Origin of the sequence: Acinetobacter sp., from assembly GCF_039596015.1 — a bacterium.
In the GTDB taxonomy this organism is placed as follows: domain Bacteria; phylum Pseudomonadota; class Gammaproteobacteria; order Pseudomonadales; family Moraxellaceae; genus Acinetobacter.
Genome location: NZ_JBCNKN010000004.1, coordinates 114,164 through 134,941, shown reverse-complemented (window position 1 = coordinate 134,941; position 20,778 = coordinate 114,164). Strand labels below are relative to the sequence as shown.

Below are 20,778 nucleotides of genomic sequence, written 5' to 3'. Positions count from 1 at the left end.
AACCCTAACCCTGACTTGCCAACATTGAACGGAAACGTTTTAAAGCAAATGCTAAAAATGCCGCACCCATCATGCTCATAACAAGTAATCTTTTCCAAACAATGTCGAATCCTGCGTTTCTAAATAAAACCTCTTGTCCAAACTGCATATATTGTGTGACAGGCGAATACATAGTGATATGTTGAATCCAGTCTGGCATGCTTTCAATAGGTGATTCAGAACCAGACAATAGACGTGACACCATATAAATCGGTAAGCACAACAGTCCGAATTGAGGCATGGTCGGTGCAACCGTTGCCAAACAAATCCCCAATGATGCAACTGAAAATAAGTAAATACTGGTTCCCAATACATACAAACCAATTGAGCCATTAATTGGGACTTGTAACCATGTATGCACCACCAACCAAAGTGATAATAATGCAGCAATGGTAATCACCAGACCATTGGTCAAAATTTTTGAAATCGCAATTTCACTGGCACGAACAGGCATAACCAGTAAATGTTCAATCGTGCCATGCTCTTTTTCCCGAATGACTGCTGCACCAACTAAAATCATTGCCAATAATGTAATGTTATTCAGCACCTGAGCAACGCCCGTGTACCAATGCGTCTGAGTGTTTGGGTTATACAGCACTTGTACAACAGGATTTACAGGTAACAATGAAGCGGTAGATTGATGACGAAACTGACCAATTTCATTTTGCACAATCTGATTTAAGTACATCGTCCCTATACCTGCTTGTGTCACCGCAGTTGCATCCGCTAAAACCTGTATGGAAACAGGTCGATTAGCCAAAACATCTTTTTCAAAATTGATAGGAATGGTGATGACAAAAACATAATCACCCTTGTCCATCGCTTCATCGACCTGATCAGGCAAAATAGCAACAGGTTTTTTAAAATAAGGTGTTTGCAAGGCGTCACGGATGCGGAATGAAAGCTGAGATTGATCTTCATCAATGATTGCAACCGAAGCATTACGAACTTCTGTGGTAATCCCTTTAGCTACGGTATAAACCGCAACCGATAAAAACACCACAATTAATACCAATAAAGTCGGGTCACTGAATAAACTTTTCAGTTCTTTTAGACTTAATACCCAGACATTTTTAAACCAACGTCCCATTTAGACCTCCTGCTTTTTCAGCACAAGACCCGCAACAAAAACATAAAAAATTGCGAAGCTAAATAAAACAAGGTAATACGGCACAAAGTTATGAAAACCCAGCCCTTTGGTAAAACCACCAATACTAATCAATTGAAACCATGCTGTTGGGAAACACCATCCAAGCCAGTACTCAACACCCGTTAACGTAGACAACGGATAAAGTAAACCTGAAAAATTCAGTGCAGGAATCATCGATAAAATGGCTGAACCAAAAATGGCAGCAACTTGCGATTTTACAAAACTTGAAATAAGCAAACCAAAAGATGTGGCAGCACAAATCAGCGCGAAACCACCCAACACCATTGCAAAGAAGCTACCCTTTACAGGCACACCCAACGCCACAATGGCTAACCAAATCAGACACAAATAACTGACCATCGCCATTGCAATATAAGGTAACTGTTTTCCAATGAGAAACTGTCTGACAGAAGCAGGAGATGTATACAAATTGGTAATTGAGCCAATCTCACGTTCGCGCACTACTCCCAAAGCCGTCATCATCACAGGAATCAACATGGTCGCGAGCATAATCATGCCGGGTGCAATGGCATTAATACTTTTAAAGTCCTGATTATAAACATAACGCGGTTCTATCGTGACAGTATTCCCCATATCAAGCGGGTAACCACTGGCTTTGATTTTATCTTGCAGATAATTGCCCATAATTCCCAAGATAAACCCTTTGGTATTTTCAGCAATAAATGGCATAGAACCATCAATATAAAAACCAATTTCAGGCTTTTCGCCTTTGACCAGTTTCTGTCCAAAATATGGCGGGATTTCGATGACCAGTCGTGCATCTGAACTTTGTAAAGCATGATTAATCTCATGATTACTGTCTAAATATCGAGTCAGAGTAAAATAATCCGATGCAGCAAAATTTTGCACCAGTTCACGACTTTCAATGGTCTGATCTCGATCCAACACTGCAAATTTGATTTTTTTTACATCAAACGAAACCCCATACGCTGCGGTTACCATTAAAATGATTGGCCCAAACAAGGCAAAAAATAACCGAATTTTATCCCGAAATAATTCTTTCCCCTCACGAATGGCAAATGTCCACACTGTCGCAAACCAATATTGAAATCCCTGTGCCTGAGCTGAATCTAAAATTGCCAGATGGGGTAAAGTAATGGTGTCCTCTTTTTCAGGTTCATTTTTCAAATCTGATTGTGCTGTTGCTTCTTTATCTACAACCGAAGCCTCTTCTAAATAGGCAATAAAGGCAGTTTCCAGATTGGTTGTATTCTTTTGCTGGCAAAGCTGCTCAGGTTCACCTATGGCCAAAACCCGACCACGATGCATAAATGAAATCCGATCACAACGTGCGGCTTCATTCATAAAATGCGTTGAAACAAAAATCGTAATTCGATCATTTCGGGACAGTCGCAATAAATGCCGCCAGAACATATCTCGGGCTGCGGGGTCAACACCCGAGGTGGGTTCATCTAAAATCAACACCTCAGGATGATGCAAACATGCTGCTGCAAGTTGTAACCGCTGACGCATTCCCAATGAAATATCGCTTGGGTTGGTATCGGCAATTTCTGCTAAGTCAAATTCCTGCAATGCAGATTCAATCCGTTTAGGAATATCTGCTTCAGGCATTTGATACAATTTGGCATGTAAAATCAGGTTCTGACGAACAGTTAATTCTTCATATAAAGAAAAGGCCTGAGACATATAGCCCACACGCAATCGTGTTTGCATATCTGTACTTTTTATTTCCGTTCCTAATAGTTTTGCACTGCCTTCAGACGCTTCAAGTAGACCCGTAAGCATTTTCATTGTGGTTGATTTACCACAACCATTTGAACCTAAAAAACCAAAGATTTCTCCACGTTCGATGGTGAAATTAACATGATCTACTGCAACGAAATCACCAAACTGCTTGGTTAGGTTCACAGCTTCAATTGCAGGTGGCGAGTTCGGATCTTTTTTAAATGGCGTAAGTTGCAAACCTTCCTGATCCGTTTTTTTATTATCAGGTAACAGTTTAATATAGGCTTGTTCTAGGGTTTGACTTTGAGTCTGTTGCAAAACCTGTTTAGTCGGTGCATTGGCTAAAATTTTGCCATCATCCATCGCCAGCAAATATTCAAAACGCTCAGCTTCATCAATATAGGCCGTTGACACAATTACGGTCATGCCCTCATTTTCGGCACGTAGACTATCGACTAAACTCCAGAATTGACGTCTGGACAAAGGATCAACCCCTGTGGTCGGCTCATCTAAAATCAATAACTCAGGTTGATGAACCAATGCACAGCACAGGCTCAACTTCTGCTTCATTCCACCCGATAATTTCCCCGCTGGGCGATCAACAAATGGTGCAAGCCCTGTTGCCTGTAATAACCGTTGAATTTGCTGGGTTCTTTGCTGTGACTTTAATCCAAACAAACGCGCATGGAAGTCAACATTTTCATAAACAGATAAAGTCGGATACAGGTTATGCCCCAATCCTTGTGGCATAAAGGCAATTTTATGCGATAGTATCTCTCGGCATTTTTTCTGTGCGATATCTTGCCCAAAAATACAGACTTTCCCCGTCTGAATAATTTTAATCCCTGCAATCAGACACAATAAAGTCGACTTTCCCACACCATCTGGTCCAATCAGACCAACCGTTTTTCCTTTTGGAATTTGAATATTGACCTGATCTAATGCCATCTTTTTCCCATAATGATGGGAAACAGCCTCTACATGAACCGCAAGGTCTGACGTATTTTCTTGTTGTTTTGGCATCATACTGTCCTATCATCTAGATACATTTGGAAGTTGAATTGCCCATTGCTGTGGCCATTGTTTTGTTGTATCCAAACGCACATAACCATTGCCTGTCATGCCACCTTTTAGCAACTGGTTATAACGAACAGCAATATTTTCAGGAATCGTCAATTTCACTTTATACATGAGCTTTTCGCGCTCATCTACAGTTTCAACGTATTTCGGAGTAAACTGTGCCTGATCTGCAATAAAGGTGACTTTTGCAGGCCAAACAGCATTTAAACCATCTAAAATAATCCGTGCTTCATCTCCAACCTTGAGTTTACCAACCATATTCGTTGGCAAGAAAACCATCATACTGACATCTGTCGGATCCAGTAAAGTAATCACCTTACTGCCTGCTCCCAAAACATTACCCACTTCAGCAATCCGATACTCCACGCGCCCCGCTTTGGGTGCACGAATGAACATATCCTTTTGTGTTGAATCTGCGGCATGAATTTGCGCCTGTGCCTGATTGACACCTGCTAAAGATTCGGCTTTTGCGGCTTCTGCAGCTTGAACTGCTGCCACAGCGCCATCATAAGCTGCCTGACGGCGATCTAATTCAGCTTTAGAAACCAGTGTTTGTTGATAAAGTTGACGTGTATTGTCAAGGTCAAGTTTTGCAACTTTCACTTGCTGTTGCTGTGCGTGAATTTCTGCATCGGCACGGGCAACGGTTTCCTGTGCTCGTGTTTTGGTGGCTTGCGCTGCCATCACCTGACTATTACTTTGCTCAGAAGACAAGGCTGCCAAAACAGTATTTGCCTGAACACTATCTCCTTCATTCACAAAAATTTGGCTGACACGTCCCGCATATAAGGTCGCAACATCTAAACGCTGTAACTCAAGACGACCATTTGAAGTGGCAAAACCATCGGGAAGCTGACCTTTACTTTTATAATTTATCCAAAGTGCGATACCAACCAACGCACAAACCACAACAACAGCCAACCCTTTTTTTAGCATCTTTTGATCACCTATTATTCTATTTACTATGGGTTAAAATATATCTATATATTTCAGTCTAGTCGTAATAATGATCAATTATAAATGAATAAAATTGATAACCAATAAAAATAAAATCATAAAAATCGATAATAAAATTCTTATAATTTTATTATTATTCAATAACTTAAAAATATTACAACTTATAAAAATGAAATCAGTACATGATTAGATTTATCATATCCAACTTTGTTTTTATTTTTTAAAAACAGTTCAAATTAGACACAAGACACTCACTCAAAGTGAGTGTCTACTTACAGCCATACTTACCACTTCATTTCACCAGTATTCACTTTAGCGCTGATTTCTAAAGAATTCTCTTCAGCCAAATGCGGGTATTTTGCTTTCATCACTGCAATAACTGCCGCTGAACTCGAATTCGTTTTTAAGATTTTTTCAAAATCAGTAAGATATTGATAGGTAAACTGAATTGCAGCTGTGCCTTTTGGAATATCACCTACGTAATGCCCAGGAATCACATTTTTAGGGTGCAATGCTTGCATATTTTTTAATGTATGCAGCCATTGTGAACGCTCCTTTTTAGTTTGCGTATCCGCAGACCACACATAAATACCCGAAGATACGCCTACACCACCTAATATTGTACGGTCTTTAGGAACCCATAAATAAGCTGCATAAGAATTTGTATCTTTAAACTGAATTTTTTGGTTCTCTAATGTCAACGTTTTTAACGTCGTTGCTTTGGGTACAAACAGTTGTGTTGGCGCACCATCTTTTAAGATAGGACTCCAATATGCCAGTTTTTCTGCTTTGGTCTGTTCAATATGTTCTACTACTTTAGGCGTTGCAATAATTTTTGCTTTTGGAAATGCTTTTACAATCGGTTCTAAACCAAAGTAAAAATCTGGGTCACCTGCTGTAATCACGATATATTTTAAATTTTTACCACTTTTTTGGATGATATCCACCAATTGCTCGCCATCTTTCACACTAAATTGTGCATCAACGAGTACGGCATCATGCTGTCCAGTAATCAACGTTGAAGACACTGGAAAAACTGCATTTCCTTGAGGATTATACGTTTGATATTCTAAAGGCGCGGCAAATGCTGTTACGCTCAATAAGCCCATACCCGTTAAAAGTAATAATTTTTTCATTTTTAGTTTCCTACATTAATTTTCATTCATAATTAAAATAAAGCCTAACTTTAGTTACTCATCTCAGCGCTTTAAAAGCCAAAATGAGCTCGACAAAGCGGGCTTTTTTATATATCAATTATCTTCATTTCAAAACAAACATTAGGTAAGCAATAACCTAAAAAGTTAGTTTATGATTTTATATAAATTTTATTCAAAATTTAAACAATTAAAGTTTATCTTAAACAATTAAAATTTCAAGCACATCATATTCTATTTTTTTAATATATTTTTATGTAAAAAATTATGTGTCTGTTTATATTATATATTCGCTAAAACTGATATCTTGTTGATCTTTTAGACCACAATCATTGGTATACTATCGCAGTTGAATGGGTTAAATAAAAAGCCATACTATCTTTATAATTTCACACTTATTTTAGGGCATTTGTAATGAATCAAGAATATATCTCGATGCTGGCACAGCAATGGGAGGACTTTTGTAATCGATATTCAACAAATGACTTAGATTTTATCTCCAAATTTATTCATCAACATACAGTCGACCTTGTAGATGTTTTTTATGCAAACATGATTCAAGAAAAAGAAGCCAGTAAATTTTTAAATAATGAACTTATACAAAACAGATTAAAATCTTCGCTTAATCAATGGATGAAAGAAACTTTTGATGCGCCATTCAAAAAAAACTTTGAAGAAATTGTTCAAAAACAGCTTAATATCGGCAAAGTTCATGCGCGTATTGGCATTCCTTCATGGTTAATTATTCGAGGTATACGCCAAATCGAAGATAAAATTTATCCTCTACTAACCGAAGAAAAAGAAGGAAATTACTTTTTTGTCCTCAACCATGTCATGAATATCATGAGCTTTTCTGCTGAGCTGATGTGTAAATCTTATGAGCATAGTGTCGATGAAAATAATAATACTAAACACTCCTATCGTTTATTTTCTGCCATGCAGGATATTTCAGTTCAAAAAGACAAACAACGTAGTTCGCTACTTGATTGGGAAAATGAACTGATGTTTAAAGTGTTTTCAAATGGGGTTAACATTACGCATCCGACTTTATCTAAATCTGAATTTGGGCTTTGGTTTATTCATAAAGCAGCCTATGTTTTTACGGGTTCAGACCAAGTAAATATCATTATTGACACTATTCATGAAGTTGACCAACTAAATCAGCAGATTTTACAAAGTGCCAATCAACAACAAGCCATCAAATTAATTCAAATCATTCGAGATAAAAATCGGGAAATCACGATTTTAATGAATCAATTATTCCAACTTGCTGAATATATTGATTCAGGCAATGATCCATTGACCCAATTGCTTAACCGTCGTTATTTAAATACGATTTTAACCCGCGAAATTACGCTAGCTAAATCAGGAAATACGCCTTTAGCAATGCTTGCACTTGATGTAGATTATTTTAAAAATATTAATGACCAATATGGTCATGCTGTAGGTGATACAGTACTGAAACATATTTCTTCAATTATTCTAAAATACACCAGAGCAAGTGATTATGCCTTTCGTATAGGTGGTGAAGAGTTTTTATTATTACAAATTAATTGTGATGAAAAAGCCGCCCATAGTATTGCAAATCAAATCCGCCATGAAGTTGAAAATTCAAACCTTATTTCCCAAAATGGTAATCCAATCTGCTTTACTGTTTCAATTGGGGTCACATTATATGATGGGCACCCAGACTATCAACGCTTCATTGATGCCGCCGATATGGCATTGTATTCTGCAAAACAAAATGGTCGAAACAATGTTGTCTTTTCTGATTAACACACAGTCAATATAAGTTTTAATTAAAATGAGATGAGTTTTAAATTAAACTCACCTCATTTTAGATACATCAATTCGCGAACAGCTTGCGATAGATTCTTTAGGCTTATCTATGTTTATTTCATAAGGCAAATACATCTTTTTCTATCAAGATCGTTTATCCTTTTTTGTCTTTTAAAAGAAGAAGTATATTTTATTGTTACTTAAATATACCAAAAATAAACTATGAAATATTGTTTATATATAAATGTTAACTGATTCTATAGTTAAGTAAAATCTCTAATGGCTGATTTTTAATTGGTATTATTCTCTAAAATAAAAAATATAACTATTGAGAGCATCGTATTTCCAATTTTAAAATTTCATTACTCAGTTCAGATAAAATAGATCTTCAAATTTTGTTTAATCGACTTTTCATTACTGACTATTTTTAAAATATCAGTCAATCCAATCAAATATACGCTACATCCATGCTTGATCAAATGCGTCAATTAGTCTTTGGTTCAACTGTTTTTGTGCCACTTGCCACAAGGCAATATCATGAGAGACAGCTTCACTTTGCCCATCCGACGCACTAAGAAAACGCTTAAAATAACTTTGATAATGATATGCAGAAACATCTCCCGTAATATCAGCACCGATTAACTTTCCTTCACTATGGCGAATCAGATCCTGCAAATGATGTTCAAGAAAATGTCCTTGATCCCAATTGGTCATCACAACTTCTTTGGATAATACATCCTTATCAATCGATAAATACATCGGCAAATGAATAGAAGAAATTTCTGCTAAAAATGCTTGCATTAAATCATCAGCATTTTGAAAACTATGCCAAGCAGAAGATGCGCCAATATATTTGGTCCAACTGGCATCTTGCTGAATGCTCCAATAATGAAGTTTACCATTACGCAATGGCGACCAATGATTTTCCCAAGCATGTTTTAAACTAATATCATTCGAGCCAATACCAATCACATCAATACGTGCGACTTGTGGTAACAAACTTGCCCAATATACCCATGAACCACAATGAATTCCAAATGGATAACGCATATTATCAGGGTGATTATCACACACAATTAAATGAAATGACTGAGTATCGTCAAATCGATTTAAAAGATATTGTGTAAGATGGTGATAATCACCGCTACCGATTAATACACAGCCTAACTCTGTATTTAAAGGCAACTGATGGTTTAAATATTCTGATAATTGATTAAATTGATTCCATTTACATCCAAAACGAATGGTTTCTTGCCATGAACTTAGATCGAGATTGAGCGCACCTTCAGGAATACCCGTAGAGTCATCAAAATTCAGAACAACAGTTTGACGTAATGGTTCCATATTCATGATTTTGACTCCTGTGATTGCGTATACCAATGTGTATCTGATTCAAATAAATGACGCAGTCGTCTTAGGATAAAGCGTAATACAGGTTGCTTAATCCAAACCAAATGGCGCGTAAAGGTAAAGTTCGCCCCCAACTTTGATTTCACTTCAGGGTCTGTCCAACCTGCAACATAAAATTTTAAATTTTGTTGTTTCGCATAATCCAAATTGACAAACCAGCTAATAAAATACAAATTATATTCCATCGCCAAGTCATAATTTAGACCAATATATTTATCAATTAAATTATTTTTATATTCATAACATATATTATAACCCACTAAAGTAGTGTCTTTCCAATATAGAAAAACTCTTCCTCCACTGTGCTCATTTTGTAAAATCTCATCAAAAAAATCTACCGTTAATAAATCAAAATGGATTTCACTTTGTTGATAAACCGCCAAATAAAGTTGATATAAATGCTGTCTAAAGGCATTGTCTTTAAAAAGTTCAGCACCTGTATCAACAATCTCTAAAGTTAATTCATCTAAGCTTTTTAACTTTCGCTTCAAGTTTTTTCGACGACTTTTAGAAAGCCTAGACAGATAATCTTCACGATCTGTAAAGTCAATGGGTACATAAGCTAAGGCTTGTCCTTCTACAGAAAGAAAACCTGCTTTTTCCGCTGCATTGATTAAGTCTTGACTAAATTGGTTTTCAAAATCTGTAAGCAAAGGAGAATTTAAAGGTAAATCTTTAATAATAGTTAATGTATTCTTCGCAGCACTTTTTTTTAATTTCTCGACAATTTGCTGGACATTAAAATCTTTTGATAAAACAGTATATTCAGTAACGGTTGTACCAATAAAACAGGTTGAAAGATGTAACAATTTACCCCAATGCTGGTATCCAATGATCGACTCAATTTTTTTACGAACAGGGATATCTAGTGTCGTTAATAAATTAAACTGCGTTGTAAAATATGATAATTTTTCGTTGGAATCTTGTACATTGAAGGTGTCAGGAGGATATTTTAAAAAAGCATCAATCAAAGATTGTGGTTCTAATTGATTTAAATTTGTTTTTACATTCATATTGGCTCAATTCGTCACAATCCAGCATCAATACATCCTCGGCTCTTAATGATGTATCAAAACGAAACTAATTAACTTAATATATTATCATTCATGATAAAAAGGAATAGCCAAATAAATTCAGCTATTCCAGATAATAGCGACCTTTTGACTTCACCATTCATCGAATATGATGAATAGCGAAATAAAGCGGTTAGTTCATTTCTTTTTTCGCACGTACTAACACTTGCTCTAACAATACCATTGCTTGATCAATTTCAGCTCTTGAGATTTCAAGACTAGGTGCAAAAGTAATGACGTTTTTATAATAACCACCAACATCTAGAACTAGACCACATTGGTTACCTTGATATTCAAGCGTACCAGACAAACCAATATCAACCATTTTGTCTAAAAGATCTTTGTTTGGTGTAAAGCCATCTGTTTGACAGATTTCTGCACGAAGTGCCAAGCCTAAACCATCCACATCACCAATTTCAGGATGACGTGATTGAAGATCTTTTAAGCCTTCAAGGAAGTAAGCACCGCTTTCCATGATTTGTTTTTCATAATCTTTTTCAGCAAGCATTTTCATCACTTCCAAACCAACAGCTGTACCCAATGGGTTTGAAGCGAAGGTTGAATGTGTAGAACCTACAGGGAAAACTTCTGGGTTGATCATTTCTTCTTTCGCCCAAACACCTGCAAGTGGGTTTAAGCCATTGGTCAATGCCTTACCAAATACAAGTACGTCTGGTGTAATACCGAAATGTTCAAATGACCATAATTTACCTGTACGGTAGAAGCCCATCTGAATTTCATCGACAACAAGCAGAATACCGTGGTCATCCAGTACTTTTTTCAATTCAGGATAGAAGTTCATTGGTGGAATGACATAACCACCTGTACCTTGAATGGTTTCAATATAGAATGCCGCAAATTCGCTTTCACGTACTTTTGGATCCCAAACACCATGGTATTCGTTTTCAAATAAACGGCGGAATTCTGCAACAAGTTTGACTGCATATTCTTCAGGTGTCATTCCTTTTGGACGACGGAATGGATATGGGAAAGGAATAAATTGCGCACGTTCACCAAAATGTCCATAACGACGACGGTAGCGATAACTAGAAGTGATCGATGAAGCACCTAATGTACGGCCATGATAACCACCTTCAAAAGCAAACATACGACTTTTGCCTTTACAGAAGTTACGAACTAGCTTTAGAGAGTCTTCAATTGACTGAGAACCGCCCACGTTATAGTGAATACGCCCTTGAACACCTGTTTTTTTCAACATATCTTCAGCAAGAATCTTGCTGAGTTCAATTTTTGTTGGGTGTAAATATTGGCTCGCAATTTGTGGGAGTGTGTGAATTTGATCAATTAATGCTTGGTCTAATCGTGGATTTTTATAGCCGAAGTTTACAGCTGAATACCACATTTGTAGATCTAGATAAGGTGTACCATGATCGTCAAAAACATAACTTCCTTCACAATTTGTAAAAATTTTAGGCGGATTTACGTAGTGAACAGTATCTCCATGGGAGCAATACTTTGCTTCATCCGCCAATAGTTGAGCTTCATTAATTGTCATTAAAACTATCCTTTTTTAGATAAGTTATGTACTGCCATCGTTACAATATAATTAAATAAATTTTAGTCGTTTTTACTCAAACCAATTAAAAACGACTTCCTTTATTTCACGGTTGCCCAGTTAAAAATAATTTTCTGAAATTAATCTTAAAATTTAAAGATGAATCCCAAAGATGGTGAAATATCAAGACGATTTTTTACCATCGGGCTATTATATTGTTGTTTGGATAAATAATTTATATCCACCCCACCCACAATATTCCATGTTTTTGTCAAGTCATAGCTAAAATTTAGACTCGCATAAGGCTGTATACTGTCTTTCGGTGTATAAACAGACAAACCACTATTTTCAGCTTCAGACTGACTGATGCCATAGTAATATTGATTATATTTTCGATCATTCCATTGATAACCAATTTCTGGATATATCGACCATTTATCAATATCGAGTTCCGCCAGATAAGATAACGTAGCGACTGTTCCCTTACTCCGCGAAAGAATATCTGTGCCAATTTGGGCTTTAAAACCACCAAATGGTGTGATCCGCATGTAACTTGCTCCAGACATCACAGACCATTTTCTGGTTTTTAATGCACTGACAGCACCCGATGGTTCAAAATAACTTCCATCATAATAAGCATTTAATCTAAGTTGGTTTTTATCATCATTTAATAGATAAAGTCCTAACTCACTACCTTCAATATACTGTTTTTGATTATCATAGAACACAACAGGTAACAAACTCGATGTTGTCTTTTTACCTTTATATTGTTGAAAATCCAACGAATAATTGAGCCCGACTTTTAATTTCTCTGAATCGCCTGCATAGCTGATAATCGGACTGAATGACACAATAACAAGTAAACTTATTTTTATGTTTCTTAAGCTTTTTTTAGTCATATGCAACTATCTCATTTTAGGTAAAAATAGAAATATTCCTATTTGTTTAAATTTTACAAGCATTAGCTGCACATTATATACAACAAGCTTTTTTATTGTAAATTGTATAGAATACTTTTCAATGCTTTTCCTTAAAAGACATTCTTTATTCTGATATATTCAGCAGTCAAATTATAGAAACTGCTTTTATTTTATCCAGCCTATGTCAATAAGCTAAGCTTTGTTTAATATTCAAACAATATTATTCGCCCATATTCTTCGGAAAACGAAGAAAACTTGTTTTAAGATAACCCGTGAGGCTTTTATGTTTCTGATCAGTCACGATATCCCCCCTTCAGTTCAATGGCATATTTTATGTGACTTTGATGGTACAATCAGCCTAAAAGATACAACAGATCACCTTCTGGAAACTTTTGCCAAGTCAGGTTGGGAAGAAATCGAACAAGAATGGGAACAAGGAAAAATTGGTTCCAGAATCTGTATGCAGCGCCAAATTGAGCTGCTTGACATGTCTGAAAAGCAATTACATCAATGTTTGGATGGAATTGAAATTGATCAAGGTTTTCTTGAACTGGTGAAATTAGCCAGCAAGCATCATATTCCATTAACCATTGTCAGTGATGGCCTAGATGTCGTAATTCGTTACATCCTAAGAAAATATAATTTGACGCATTTGCCAATTATTGCCAATCGACTTGTTCAAATTGATACCCAAAGTTGGACACTTGAATTTCCAAATGCAAATCCACGCTGTATTAGCCAAAGCGGCACATGTAAATGCAAAGTTGCAGAACAACATTTTCAGGAACAAATCATTTTAATTGGTGATGGTCGTTCTGATTTTTGTCTTGCAGAAACTGCCGACTATGTATTTGCTAAAAAATCATTAATTCAGCATTGTCTGCATAAAAATATCCAACATGTTGCTTTTGAATATTTTTCCGATATTCAAAAACCGTTAATGAAACTACTTCGTAGTGACCTAGAACCAAATAATGCAGATATGGTGATCGCATGATTTCCGATAATACTTTTTTTCTTTCAGGGAATCGTATTGGTATTTTGCTGGTTCATGGTTTAACAGGTACACCGAATGAAATGCGTGGCATTGCCAGATCCTTTCATCAGGCAGGTTATAGCGTTTATGGCGTTCAACTTGCAGGACATTGTGGTGATATTGAAGATCTTGTTCAGACACGTTGGGAAGACTGGTACGCCAGTGTTTGTGATGCTGCAGAAAAGCTAAAACAACATGTCGATGAACTCTATGTTGCAGGCTTATCTATGGGCGCGCTCCTTGCTTTAAAATATGCATCGGAGCATCCAGTCAAAGGCGTTATCAGCTACAGCCCTACTTTCAAATATAACGGCTGGAGTATCCCACTCTGGTCAAAAGTTGCAGCACCTATCGCACTGCCACTGGTTTATCATTTGAACATTGGTCGCCACAAAACATTTGATGAAGCAGAACCTTATGGTATTCGCAATGAAGCTTTACGTGCCCGTATTGTCAATGCAATGAATAGTGGTGACAGTAGCGAAGCAGGTTTACCTGGAAATCCTTGGCATTCGTTATATCAGCTACAACGTCTCTCTCGTGATGTTCGTAAAAATTTGCATAAAATTACTGCACCATCTCTATCACTTCATGCTTACGATGATGATATTGCACACCGTCGTAACAGCCAACTGGTCTATGATCGGGTTTCTGGCACAAAACAACTCATCTGGCTTGAAAATAGCTACCATATGATCACCATTGACAATGACCGCAAAAAAGTCATTGATGAATCATTAAAATTTATTCAGGATACACATCAAGATCCAGAAAAAAATCCAGTTGCATGTATGGCTGAGTCGGCTGAACTCGACAAAGAATTGGGTCATTCAGTATGAGTCTATTGGTTTTTGGTGCATGGATTTTAACAATTCTGATCGACACGATTGGTCAATTGGCCTTTAAAGCAGCCGCATCTGAAAATACCGAGCATTCGGGACTTAATCATTGGAAATCCATGATTAAACGTCCTTGGTTATGGATTGGTATTGTCAGCTATGTGTTTGAATTTGTCGCTTGGCTAGCATTTTTATCTTTAGTTCCTCTGTCTGATGGAATCATGCTAGGAAGTATCAATATCGTCGTGATCATGATTGCTGGTCGTTTCTTCTTTAATGAAAAACTTTCAAGAAATCGATTAATCGGCGTTATTTTAATTTCTATTGGCGTGACTGTTGTAGGATTAGGCGCATGAGATCCTTTTATATTATTGGTTTTTTAGTGCTGATGGCGTTTGATACATTGGCGCAAATCAGTTTTAAGTTCGCCTCAATACATGCGATGCCACTTTCATTTGATTTACCTTGGCTGATTCGGGTATTTTCCCACCCATGGATTTATGGTGCATTTGTTGGCTATATTGGTGCTTTTTTTACGTGGATGAGTTTACTTAAACACGCACCTGTGGGCCCTGCTTTTGCTGCATCGCATCTTGAATTGATTAGTGTCACAATATTGTCTATGTGGTTATTTAACGAACCTTTAACTTTAACCAAAATTATTGGCGCTCTATTTATCATTTGTGGTGTGTTCTTTTTAGCCAAAGATGAATCGCAAATGGATGCTGAACAAATTCCTCACAATATTCATTCCTAATGCTACGCAAAGAAATCCCACCAACAGATGGCTTGCCGATTTTATGGAAAGATCTTCTTCCTTGGCAGCATAAAACCAATTTGGCAAATGCACTAGCACATCTGTTACATATTCCTGTGCCTGCCCTGACCTGTTCAGGGACAGTAGCACTGATTATTGCATTAAAAACCTTACAATCGATACACCCTGAAAAAAAACAGGTCATTATTCCAGCTTGGACATGTCCTTTAGTCCCTTTAGCAATTGAAAAAATTGGACTGACTGTTGTTTTGTGTGATGTGAAAAAGAATAGTTTTGATTTTAATCTGACCGAATTAGCCGCAAAAAGTTCTGCCAATACTCTTGCAATTTTGGCAACACATATTGCAGGTTTGGTGTGTAACTTAGAAGCGATTAAACACATTGCCGATCAACATCGGGCTTTTATCATTGAAGATGCCGCCCAAGCAATGGGGGCTCAATTTCAAGGCCAAAGTGTCGGTTTATATGGTGATATTGGTTTCTTTAGCCTTGCCTTCGGTAAAGGATTAACCAGTGCTGAAGGTGGTGTGTTATTCAGTAAAGATCCTGAGTTACATCAAAAATTAAACAAAGCCAGCCTAGATTTACCAGTGCTTAAACACTGGGAAATTAAACGTACAGTCGAGTTATTGGGATATACCTTTTTATATCATCCCTCCACTTTAGGTTTAATTTACGGACATTCTTTACGTGCTGCACTAAAAAAACATGATGACATTGCCGCAGTAGGTGACGATTTTGATCAGGATGATATTCCTGTACATCAGCTTGGTCTATGGCGAAGCCGAGTTGCGGCGGCGGCTGTATCTCGCTTACCTGAACATTGGTTAAAAGCACAAACTCAGGCCAAAAAGCGCATTGAACGGTTGAAGCAATTGCCACATATTCGTGTTTTTGAAGAAAGTACCGACCATCTTTCAAATTTTCCGTTTTTATTACTCCTGACAGACCAAGCAGAAATAACAACCGCTATTTTAGATGCGTTATGGACACATGGTTTAGGGGTCACTAAGTTATTTGTTCGAGCTATTTCTCAATACCCAGCTTTAAGTCATTTAAAGGAAAATACACCCGAAGCCAACAGTTTTGCCCAAAGAAGTTTGAGTATTTCAAATTCGGCTTGGTTAGATGATGATACTTTTGACATCATTTACACCACCATTAAAAAGATTGTAGAAACAGATAAATAGAGTTTTTACTCTACAATTTTATTTCACCCTAAGTCTATTTTCTTGTTTTTTCTTTCATAAAAAAAATTGCCAGAACATCATTTCGATATTCTGGCAACCTTTTAGCCTAGATAAAAATAATCTTTAAATTATTTTTTGTCAGGTAATGCATATGCAACAACATAGTCACCGTGGTCTGGCGATTGACGTGCTCCACCCGCAGAAATCACAATATATTGTTTTCCTGTTTTTGGTGAAACATAGCTAATCGGTGTACCTTGGCTACCAACTGGTAAGCGCCCTTTCCAAAGCTCTTTCCCTGTTGAGTTATCAAATGCACGGAGATAGTAATCTTGTGTTGCAGCAAAGAAGACCAAACCACCTTGTGTTGCCATTGGGCCACCAATTGTTGGCATACCAATAGGTGCTTTCAAGCCCATCTTAATACCAAATGGTCCAGTGTCTTGAACTGTACCCAATGGAACTTGCCATGCAATTTGACGTGTTTTCATATCAATTGCAGTCATAGTACCAAATGGTGGTTTTTGACACGGAATACCCAAGACAGACATAAAGCGGTTTTTGTTCACTTTGTATGGTGTACCTTGCATCGGCACAGCACCCATACCCGTATTCACTTTCTCGCCGCCATTGGCCTGAATTTTGACATCTTCTGGTGTTTGTTTCTGCAATTGAATCCATAGACCTAAGCGCATGTCATTCACAAACATATAGCGATGTGTTGGATCAAATGCAATTGAGCCCCAGTTCATGCCCCCTAAAGAACCTGGGAAGCTGAGTGAAACATCAGTACCTGGTGCAGTAAACAGACCATCATAACGCATTGATTTAAAGCTGATACGACACATCAATTGGTCAAATGGAGTTGCGCCCCACATGTCGGACTCTTTTAAAGTCTGGTTACCAATTTGTGGCATTTCAACTGAACGTGGTTGAGTTTTTGAATACTGTTCACCTTGAATGTCTGCAAGTTTTACAGGTTGTTCAATCACTTTGGTTAATGGCTTACCTGTTACACGATCTAGGACAAAGAATTGACCTGATTTTGTACCAATGACAACAGCAGGTTTAGTTGCACCGTCTTTCATTGGGAAATCAACTAGACTTGGCTGCATCGGTAAGTCAAAGTCCCAAAGGTCATTATGAACCGTTTGATAGACCCATTTTTCTTTACCTGTGGTCGCATCTAGCGCCAATACTGAAGTATTGTATTTATGGTCTAATGCTGTACGGTTACCACCCCAAACGTCTACAGATGAACTTCCCATTGGCAAGAACACAGTATTCATTTTTGGATCATAAGACATTGGCGCCCAAGAGTTTGCCGAACTGCGTTTATAAATTTCACCCGGTTTTAACACGTAGTTTGGATTTGGATTACGCGCATCAAATGCCCAGCGTAATTTACCTGTAATCACGTCATAACCACGAATTACACCGCCCGGCATATCTGCTGCGACGTTATCGGCAATACGGCTACCTACAACCAGCGTTGTTCCTGCCAATGTCGGCGCAGACGTGACTTCAAAGCGTGGCGCTTTGGTTCCATCACCCATGCCTTCTAGCAAGTTCACTGTACCGTGGTTGCCAAAGTCTTCACAGCGTTGACCATTATCTGCATTGACTGCAATTAAACGACCATCTGGTGTATTGGTATAAACACGGCGTGGGCAACTTGTATTCGTTGCAACCGCAGTCACCGCTGTTGCACCTGCTAGTTTTGGTTGCTCAAGTGCTTTAGTTGAGTCAAAGTAAGCAACACCACGGCAACGTTCCCATGCATCTGCTTTAGAATTAATTTCAGCTTTCCAGATTTCTTTACCAGTGTCGGCATCCAGCGCAATCATATTATTATGTGGTGTACATAAGAATACTTTATTGCCCACTTGTAGTGGTGTTTCCTGATCTTCAGCGCCATTTCCCGAACCTGTACTTGCATCTCCAGTACGATACGTCCAAGCAACTTTCAAATCTTTAACATTGGTTCGATTAATCTGATCCAAGGCAGAGAAACGACTGCCACCAGCATCATTACCATAATGATCCCAGTTCACTTGTTTTTGTGCAGCACTAACAGGAATTAATGGTAATTCCTGACCTGCAGCTTCTACAGTGGCATGTGGAATAAACATTCCATATAAACCGCCAAGCATCCCCAAAACGGTCAAACCACCCAATGTATAGGCAGGTGCAGCCGAGGTTGCTGTCTGGTTTTGAGCTTTACGAATGGAAGGTAAAGTAAATAATACCGCAGCAAATAACCCTGCTGGGAACATCAAACGCGAGTGTAATGCCCAAAAGTCAAAACCAGCATCGGCAATTGCCCAAATGACAGTACACACAAAAGCTAAAGCATAGAGCGTAACGCCCAATGCTTTTCGTTTAAAAATAAAAATGGAAGATGCTGTGATCAGTAAACCTGCGAGTAAGAAATACCATGATCCACCAAGACCAATGAGCTTACCACCAAGCACGACAAAGAATAATCCCGTTAGCAATAATGCTAACCCTAATACAAAACACCATATTTTAAATATGGGGTTGAGTTGAGTATGTGAATCCGACATACAACTCTCTCCAGTTCCGTGTCAAATTAGTTTCTGCTCTGATACAGAAAACAGCACCTAGAATACTGTAACCAATTTGTACTATGTGCCAAAAATCCTGTATTGGCTTTATCTTTTCAAAACAATAAAACCAACGCTAATCCCTTGATTATAGTGACAATGATTCCTTCATCTTTATACCAATCTGACTATTTGCATAATTGGTGTATTGAAAGCATTTTTATCAATGACTCGTGACCGATCATCTCGCTCACAAGTCATAACTTTTAACATAATGCTATCATCAAATCCTGATTAATTTCATCTTAGAAATTTACACGAACACTCACGCCCGCAGTCCAGACATCATCTGCTTGTTTATTACCGAGTGGTTGGTAGATATATTGAATGTTTGGTCGCAACATAATGGCAGGAGACCATTGCAACGTGTAATTGAGCTCAAAATCGATTTCATCATCACGGTTCTGGTTAGCTGCAACTTTATCATTGTACTTATAACGACCTGCACCTAAACCAATCTGGTCATTTGGACGTGATTCAAATGCACCTTTGTACCACATCGCAACCTGTTGGGTACTTTCAATAGTTGCCGTGTGGTCATTGTTAAAGACCAAATTTACAGCACCATATAAACCTCGATTTGGATTATCATCACTTGATGTTAATTGTTGTTGAGCATTTAACCAAATCGCACGTTTAGGATCATCACCTGTTTGACCATCGACACGTTTATAATCGTGGGTACTGAAGAATCCACCCAGTTTATATTCACCAGATAAGCCATTCAGCTTTTTGGTTTTCCACGCCAGTTCGACTGGAATAAGTGTACCTTTGGCATCACTTAAATCCATATTGAAGTTCTGTTTACGATATTCACCCGTGGTTTTTAAGTTTTCTGGATTATTTTCATAAACCCCTGCACCAATCGTCCACTCTGGCAAAAACTGGTATTTGGCATTCATTGCCCAGCCACTCACAGGGCCGTTATACCACACATCGCCTTGGCTTTTACCGACTTGTCCACCACATAAAATCAAGCTTTGAAACTCACATTGAGAACCATTAAAGTCCTCTGACATGCCCATCCGACCTGCTTTAACTTGTAAGGTATTATCGAATAATCCCGTTTTCACCCAAGCTTGCGTTAAGCGCCAGATGTTGCCACGGCCATAAATTTCTGTTGGGCTACCCTGCATGCCAATATCATTGGCAAGATTACGACCATCTCGCTTGGTTACACTTAAAGCCGCTGTTGTATTTTTCCAGCCTAAAATACGGTTTAAGTCAAAATTTGTACCCAAGGTCACTTGGTTGGCGTTACGGGTTTGATGGTTATCATTTTTTCCACCATCGAGTACCGTAGCCGTTTGGTTCATCACACTAAAATTGAACTTATAGCCTAACTGCTCAAGTTGTTGGCGTTCACCATTCCAGTCACCCAATAACCATTGGCGATCCTGTGACCAGAATTCGTTTGCCATTGCCCCTTGGCTCATTAAAATTGCGAGCGAAACTGCGCCCATTTGCATTAAATTACATCTTTTCATCTTGCCTTTCCTTAGCCTAATAAATTAAGCGACGCA

The 20,778-nt window shown here is 37.8% G+C and carries 16 protein-coding genes; 6 read left to right on the top strand and 10 right to left on the bottom strand.

Annotated features, from left to right (window positions below; all coding sequences use genetic code 11):
- Window positions 1-4: 4 nt before the first annotated feature.
- The 4 genes from ABDV70_RS05825 to ABDV70_RS05810 form a co-directional block, all read right to left on the bottom strand.
- Window positions 5-1,129, bottom strand: coding sequence for an ABC transporter permease (locus tag ABDV70_RS05825; RefSeq protein ID WP_343596175.1), 1,125 nt, complete (start codon window positions 1,127-1,129; stop codon window positions 5-7).
- Window positions 1,130-3,922 (bottom strand): ribosome-associated ATPase/putative transporter RbbA, encoded by a 2,793-nt coding sequence (rbbA, locus tag ABDV70_RS05820; RefSeq protein ID WP_343596173.1) that lies wholly within the window; start codon window positions 3,920-3,922, stop codon window positions 1,130-1,132. It lies immediately after the preceding gene.
- Window positions 3,923-3,931: 9 nt separating this feature from the next.
- On the bottom strand, window positions 3,932-4,912 hold the full coding sequence (locus ABDV70_RS05815; RefSeq protein ID WP_343596172.1) for an HlyD family efflux transporter periplasmic adaptor subunit: 981 nt from the start codon (window positions 4,910-4,912) through the stop codon (window positions 3,932-3,934).
- Window positions 4,913-5,217: 305 nt separating this feature from the next.
- Window positions 5,218-6,069 carry a Vmh family MBL fold metallo-hydrolase gene (locus ABDV70_RS05810; RefSeq protein WP_343596170.1) on the bottom strand — a complete coding sequence of 284 codons (852 nt, stop codon included), beginning with the start codon at window positions 6,067-6,069 and terminating at the stop codon, window positions 5,218-5,220.
- A gap of 432 nt (window positions 6,070-6,501) precedes the next feature.
- Between ABDV70_RS05810 and ABDV70_RS05805 the strand changes: the two genes are divergently transcribed.
- The gene (locus tag ABDV70_RS05805) at window positions 6,502-7,863 is read left to right on the top strand and encodes a diguanylate cyclase (protein WP_343596168.1); all 1,362 of its coding nucleotides are present in this window, start codon (window positions 6,502-6,504) and stop codon (window positions 7,861-7,863) included.
- A gap of 462 nt (window positions 7,864-8,325) precedes the next feature.
- Here the strand turns inward: ABDV70_RS05805 and ABDV70_RS05800 are convergent, their stop codons facing one another.
- From ABDV70_RS05800 to ABDV70_RS05785, 4 genes are all read right to left on the bottom strand, one after another.
- Window positions 8,326-9,216 carry a hypothetical protein gene (locus ABDV70_RS05800; RefSeq protein WP_343596166.1) on the bottom strand — a complete coding sequence of 297 codons (891 nt, stop codon included), beginning with the start codon at window positions 9,214-9,216 and terminating at the stop codon, window positions 8,326-8,328.
- A complete protein-coding gene (locus tag ABDV70_RS05795) occupies window positions 9,213-10,289 on the bottom strand; it encodes a GNAT family N-acetyltransferase (protein WP_343596164.1) in 1,077 nt (358 codons plus the stop codon). The genes ABDV70_RS05800 and ABDV70_RS05795 overlap by 4 nt, the downstream gene beginning before the upstream one ends.
- Before the next feature lie 193 nt (window positions 10,290-10,482).
- Window positions 10,483-11,865 carry an aminotransferase class III-fold pyridoxal phosphate-dependent enzyme gene (locus tag ABDV70_RS05790; protein WP_343596162.1) on the bottom strand — a complete coding sequence of 461 codons (1,383 nt, stop codon included), beginning with the start codon at window positions 11,863-11,865 and terminating at the stop codon, window positions 10,483-10,485.
- Between the two features lie 146 nt (window positions 11,866-12,011).
- On the bottom strand, window positions 12,012-12,764 hold the full coding sequence (locus tag ABDV70_RS05785) for a MipA/OmpV family protein (protein WP_343596161.1): 753 nt from the start codon (window positions 12,762-12,764) through the stop codon (window positions 12,012-12,014).
- A gap of 304 nt (window positions 12,765-13,068) precedes the next feature.
- Here ABDV70_RS05785 and ABDV70_RS05780 point away from each other — a divergent pair, with 304 nt between their 5' ends.
- From ABDV70_RS05780 to ABDV70_RS05760, 5 genes are read left to right on the top strand one after another with little or no spacing between them, the layout of a single operon-like run.
- Complete coding sequence (locus ABDV70_RS05780; protein WP_343596160.1) at window positions 13,069-13,782, top strand: MtnX-like HAD-IB family phosphatase; 714 nt, start codon at window positions 13,069-13,071, stop codon at window positions 13,780-13,782.
- Complete coding sequence (locus tag ABDV70_RS05775) at window positions 13,779-14,660, top strand: alpha/beta fold hydrolase (RefSeq protein ID WP_343596158.1); 882 nt, start codon at window positions 13,779-13,781, stop codon at window positions 14,658-14,660. Before ABDV70_RS05780 ends, ABDV70_RS05775 begins: the two co-directional genes overlap by 4 nt.
- A complete protein-coding gene (locus tag ABDV70_RS05770) occupies window positions 14,657-15,016 on the top strand; it encodes an EamA family transporter (protein WP_343596156.1) in 360 nt (119 codons plus the stop codon). The genes ABDV70_RS05775 and ABDV70_RS05770 overlap by 4 nt, the downstream gene beginning before the upstream one ends.
- Window positions 15,013-15,417 carry an EamA family transporter gene (locus ABDV70_RS05765; RefSeq protein ID WP_343596154.1) on the top strand — a complete coding sequence of 135 codons (405 nt, stop codon included), beginning with the start codon at window positions 15,013-15,015 and terminating at the stop codon, window positions 15,415-15,417. The genes ABDV70_RS05770 and ABDV70_RS05765 overlap by 4 nt, the downstream gene beginning before the upstream one ends.
- A complete protein-coding gene (locus tag ABDV70_RS05760; RefSeq protein WP_343596153.1) occupies window positions 15,417-16,628 on the top strand; it encodes a DegT/DnrJ/EryC1/StrS family aminotransferase in 1,212 nt (403 codons plus the stop codon). Before ABDV70_RS05765 ends, ABDV70_RS05760 begins: the two co-directional genes overlap by 1 nt.
- Window positions 16,629-16,756: 128 nt before the next feature.
- Here ABDV70_RS05760 and ABDV70_RS05755 read toward each other — a convergent pair whose 3' ends face one another.
- Complete coding sequence (locus tag ABDV70_RS05755) at window positions 16,757-19,195, bottom strand: glucose/quinate/shikimate family membrane-bound PQQ-dependent dehydrogenase (RefSeq protein WP_343596152.1); 2,439 nt, start codon at window positions 19,193-19,195, stop codon at window positions 16,757-16,759.
- Between the two features lie 305 nt (window positions 19,196-19,500).
- On the bottom strand, window positions 19,501-20,742 hold the full coding sequence (locus ABDV70_RS05750) for a carbohydrate porin (RefSeq protein ID WP_343596151.1): 1,242 nt from the start codon (window positions 20,740-20,742) through the stop codon (window positions 19,501-19,503).
- Between the last annotated feature and the right edge of the window lie 36 nt (window positions 20,743-20,778).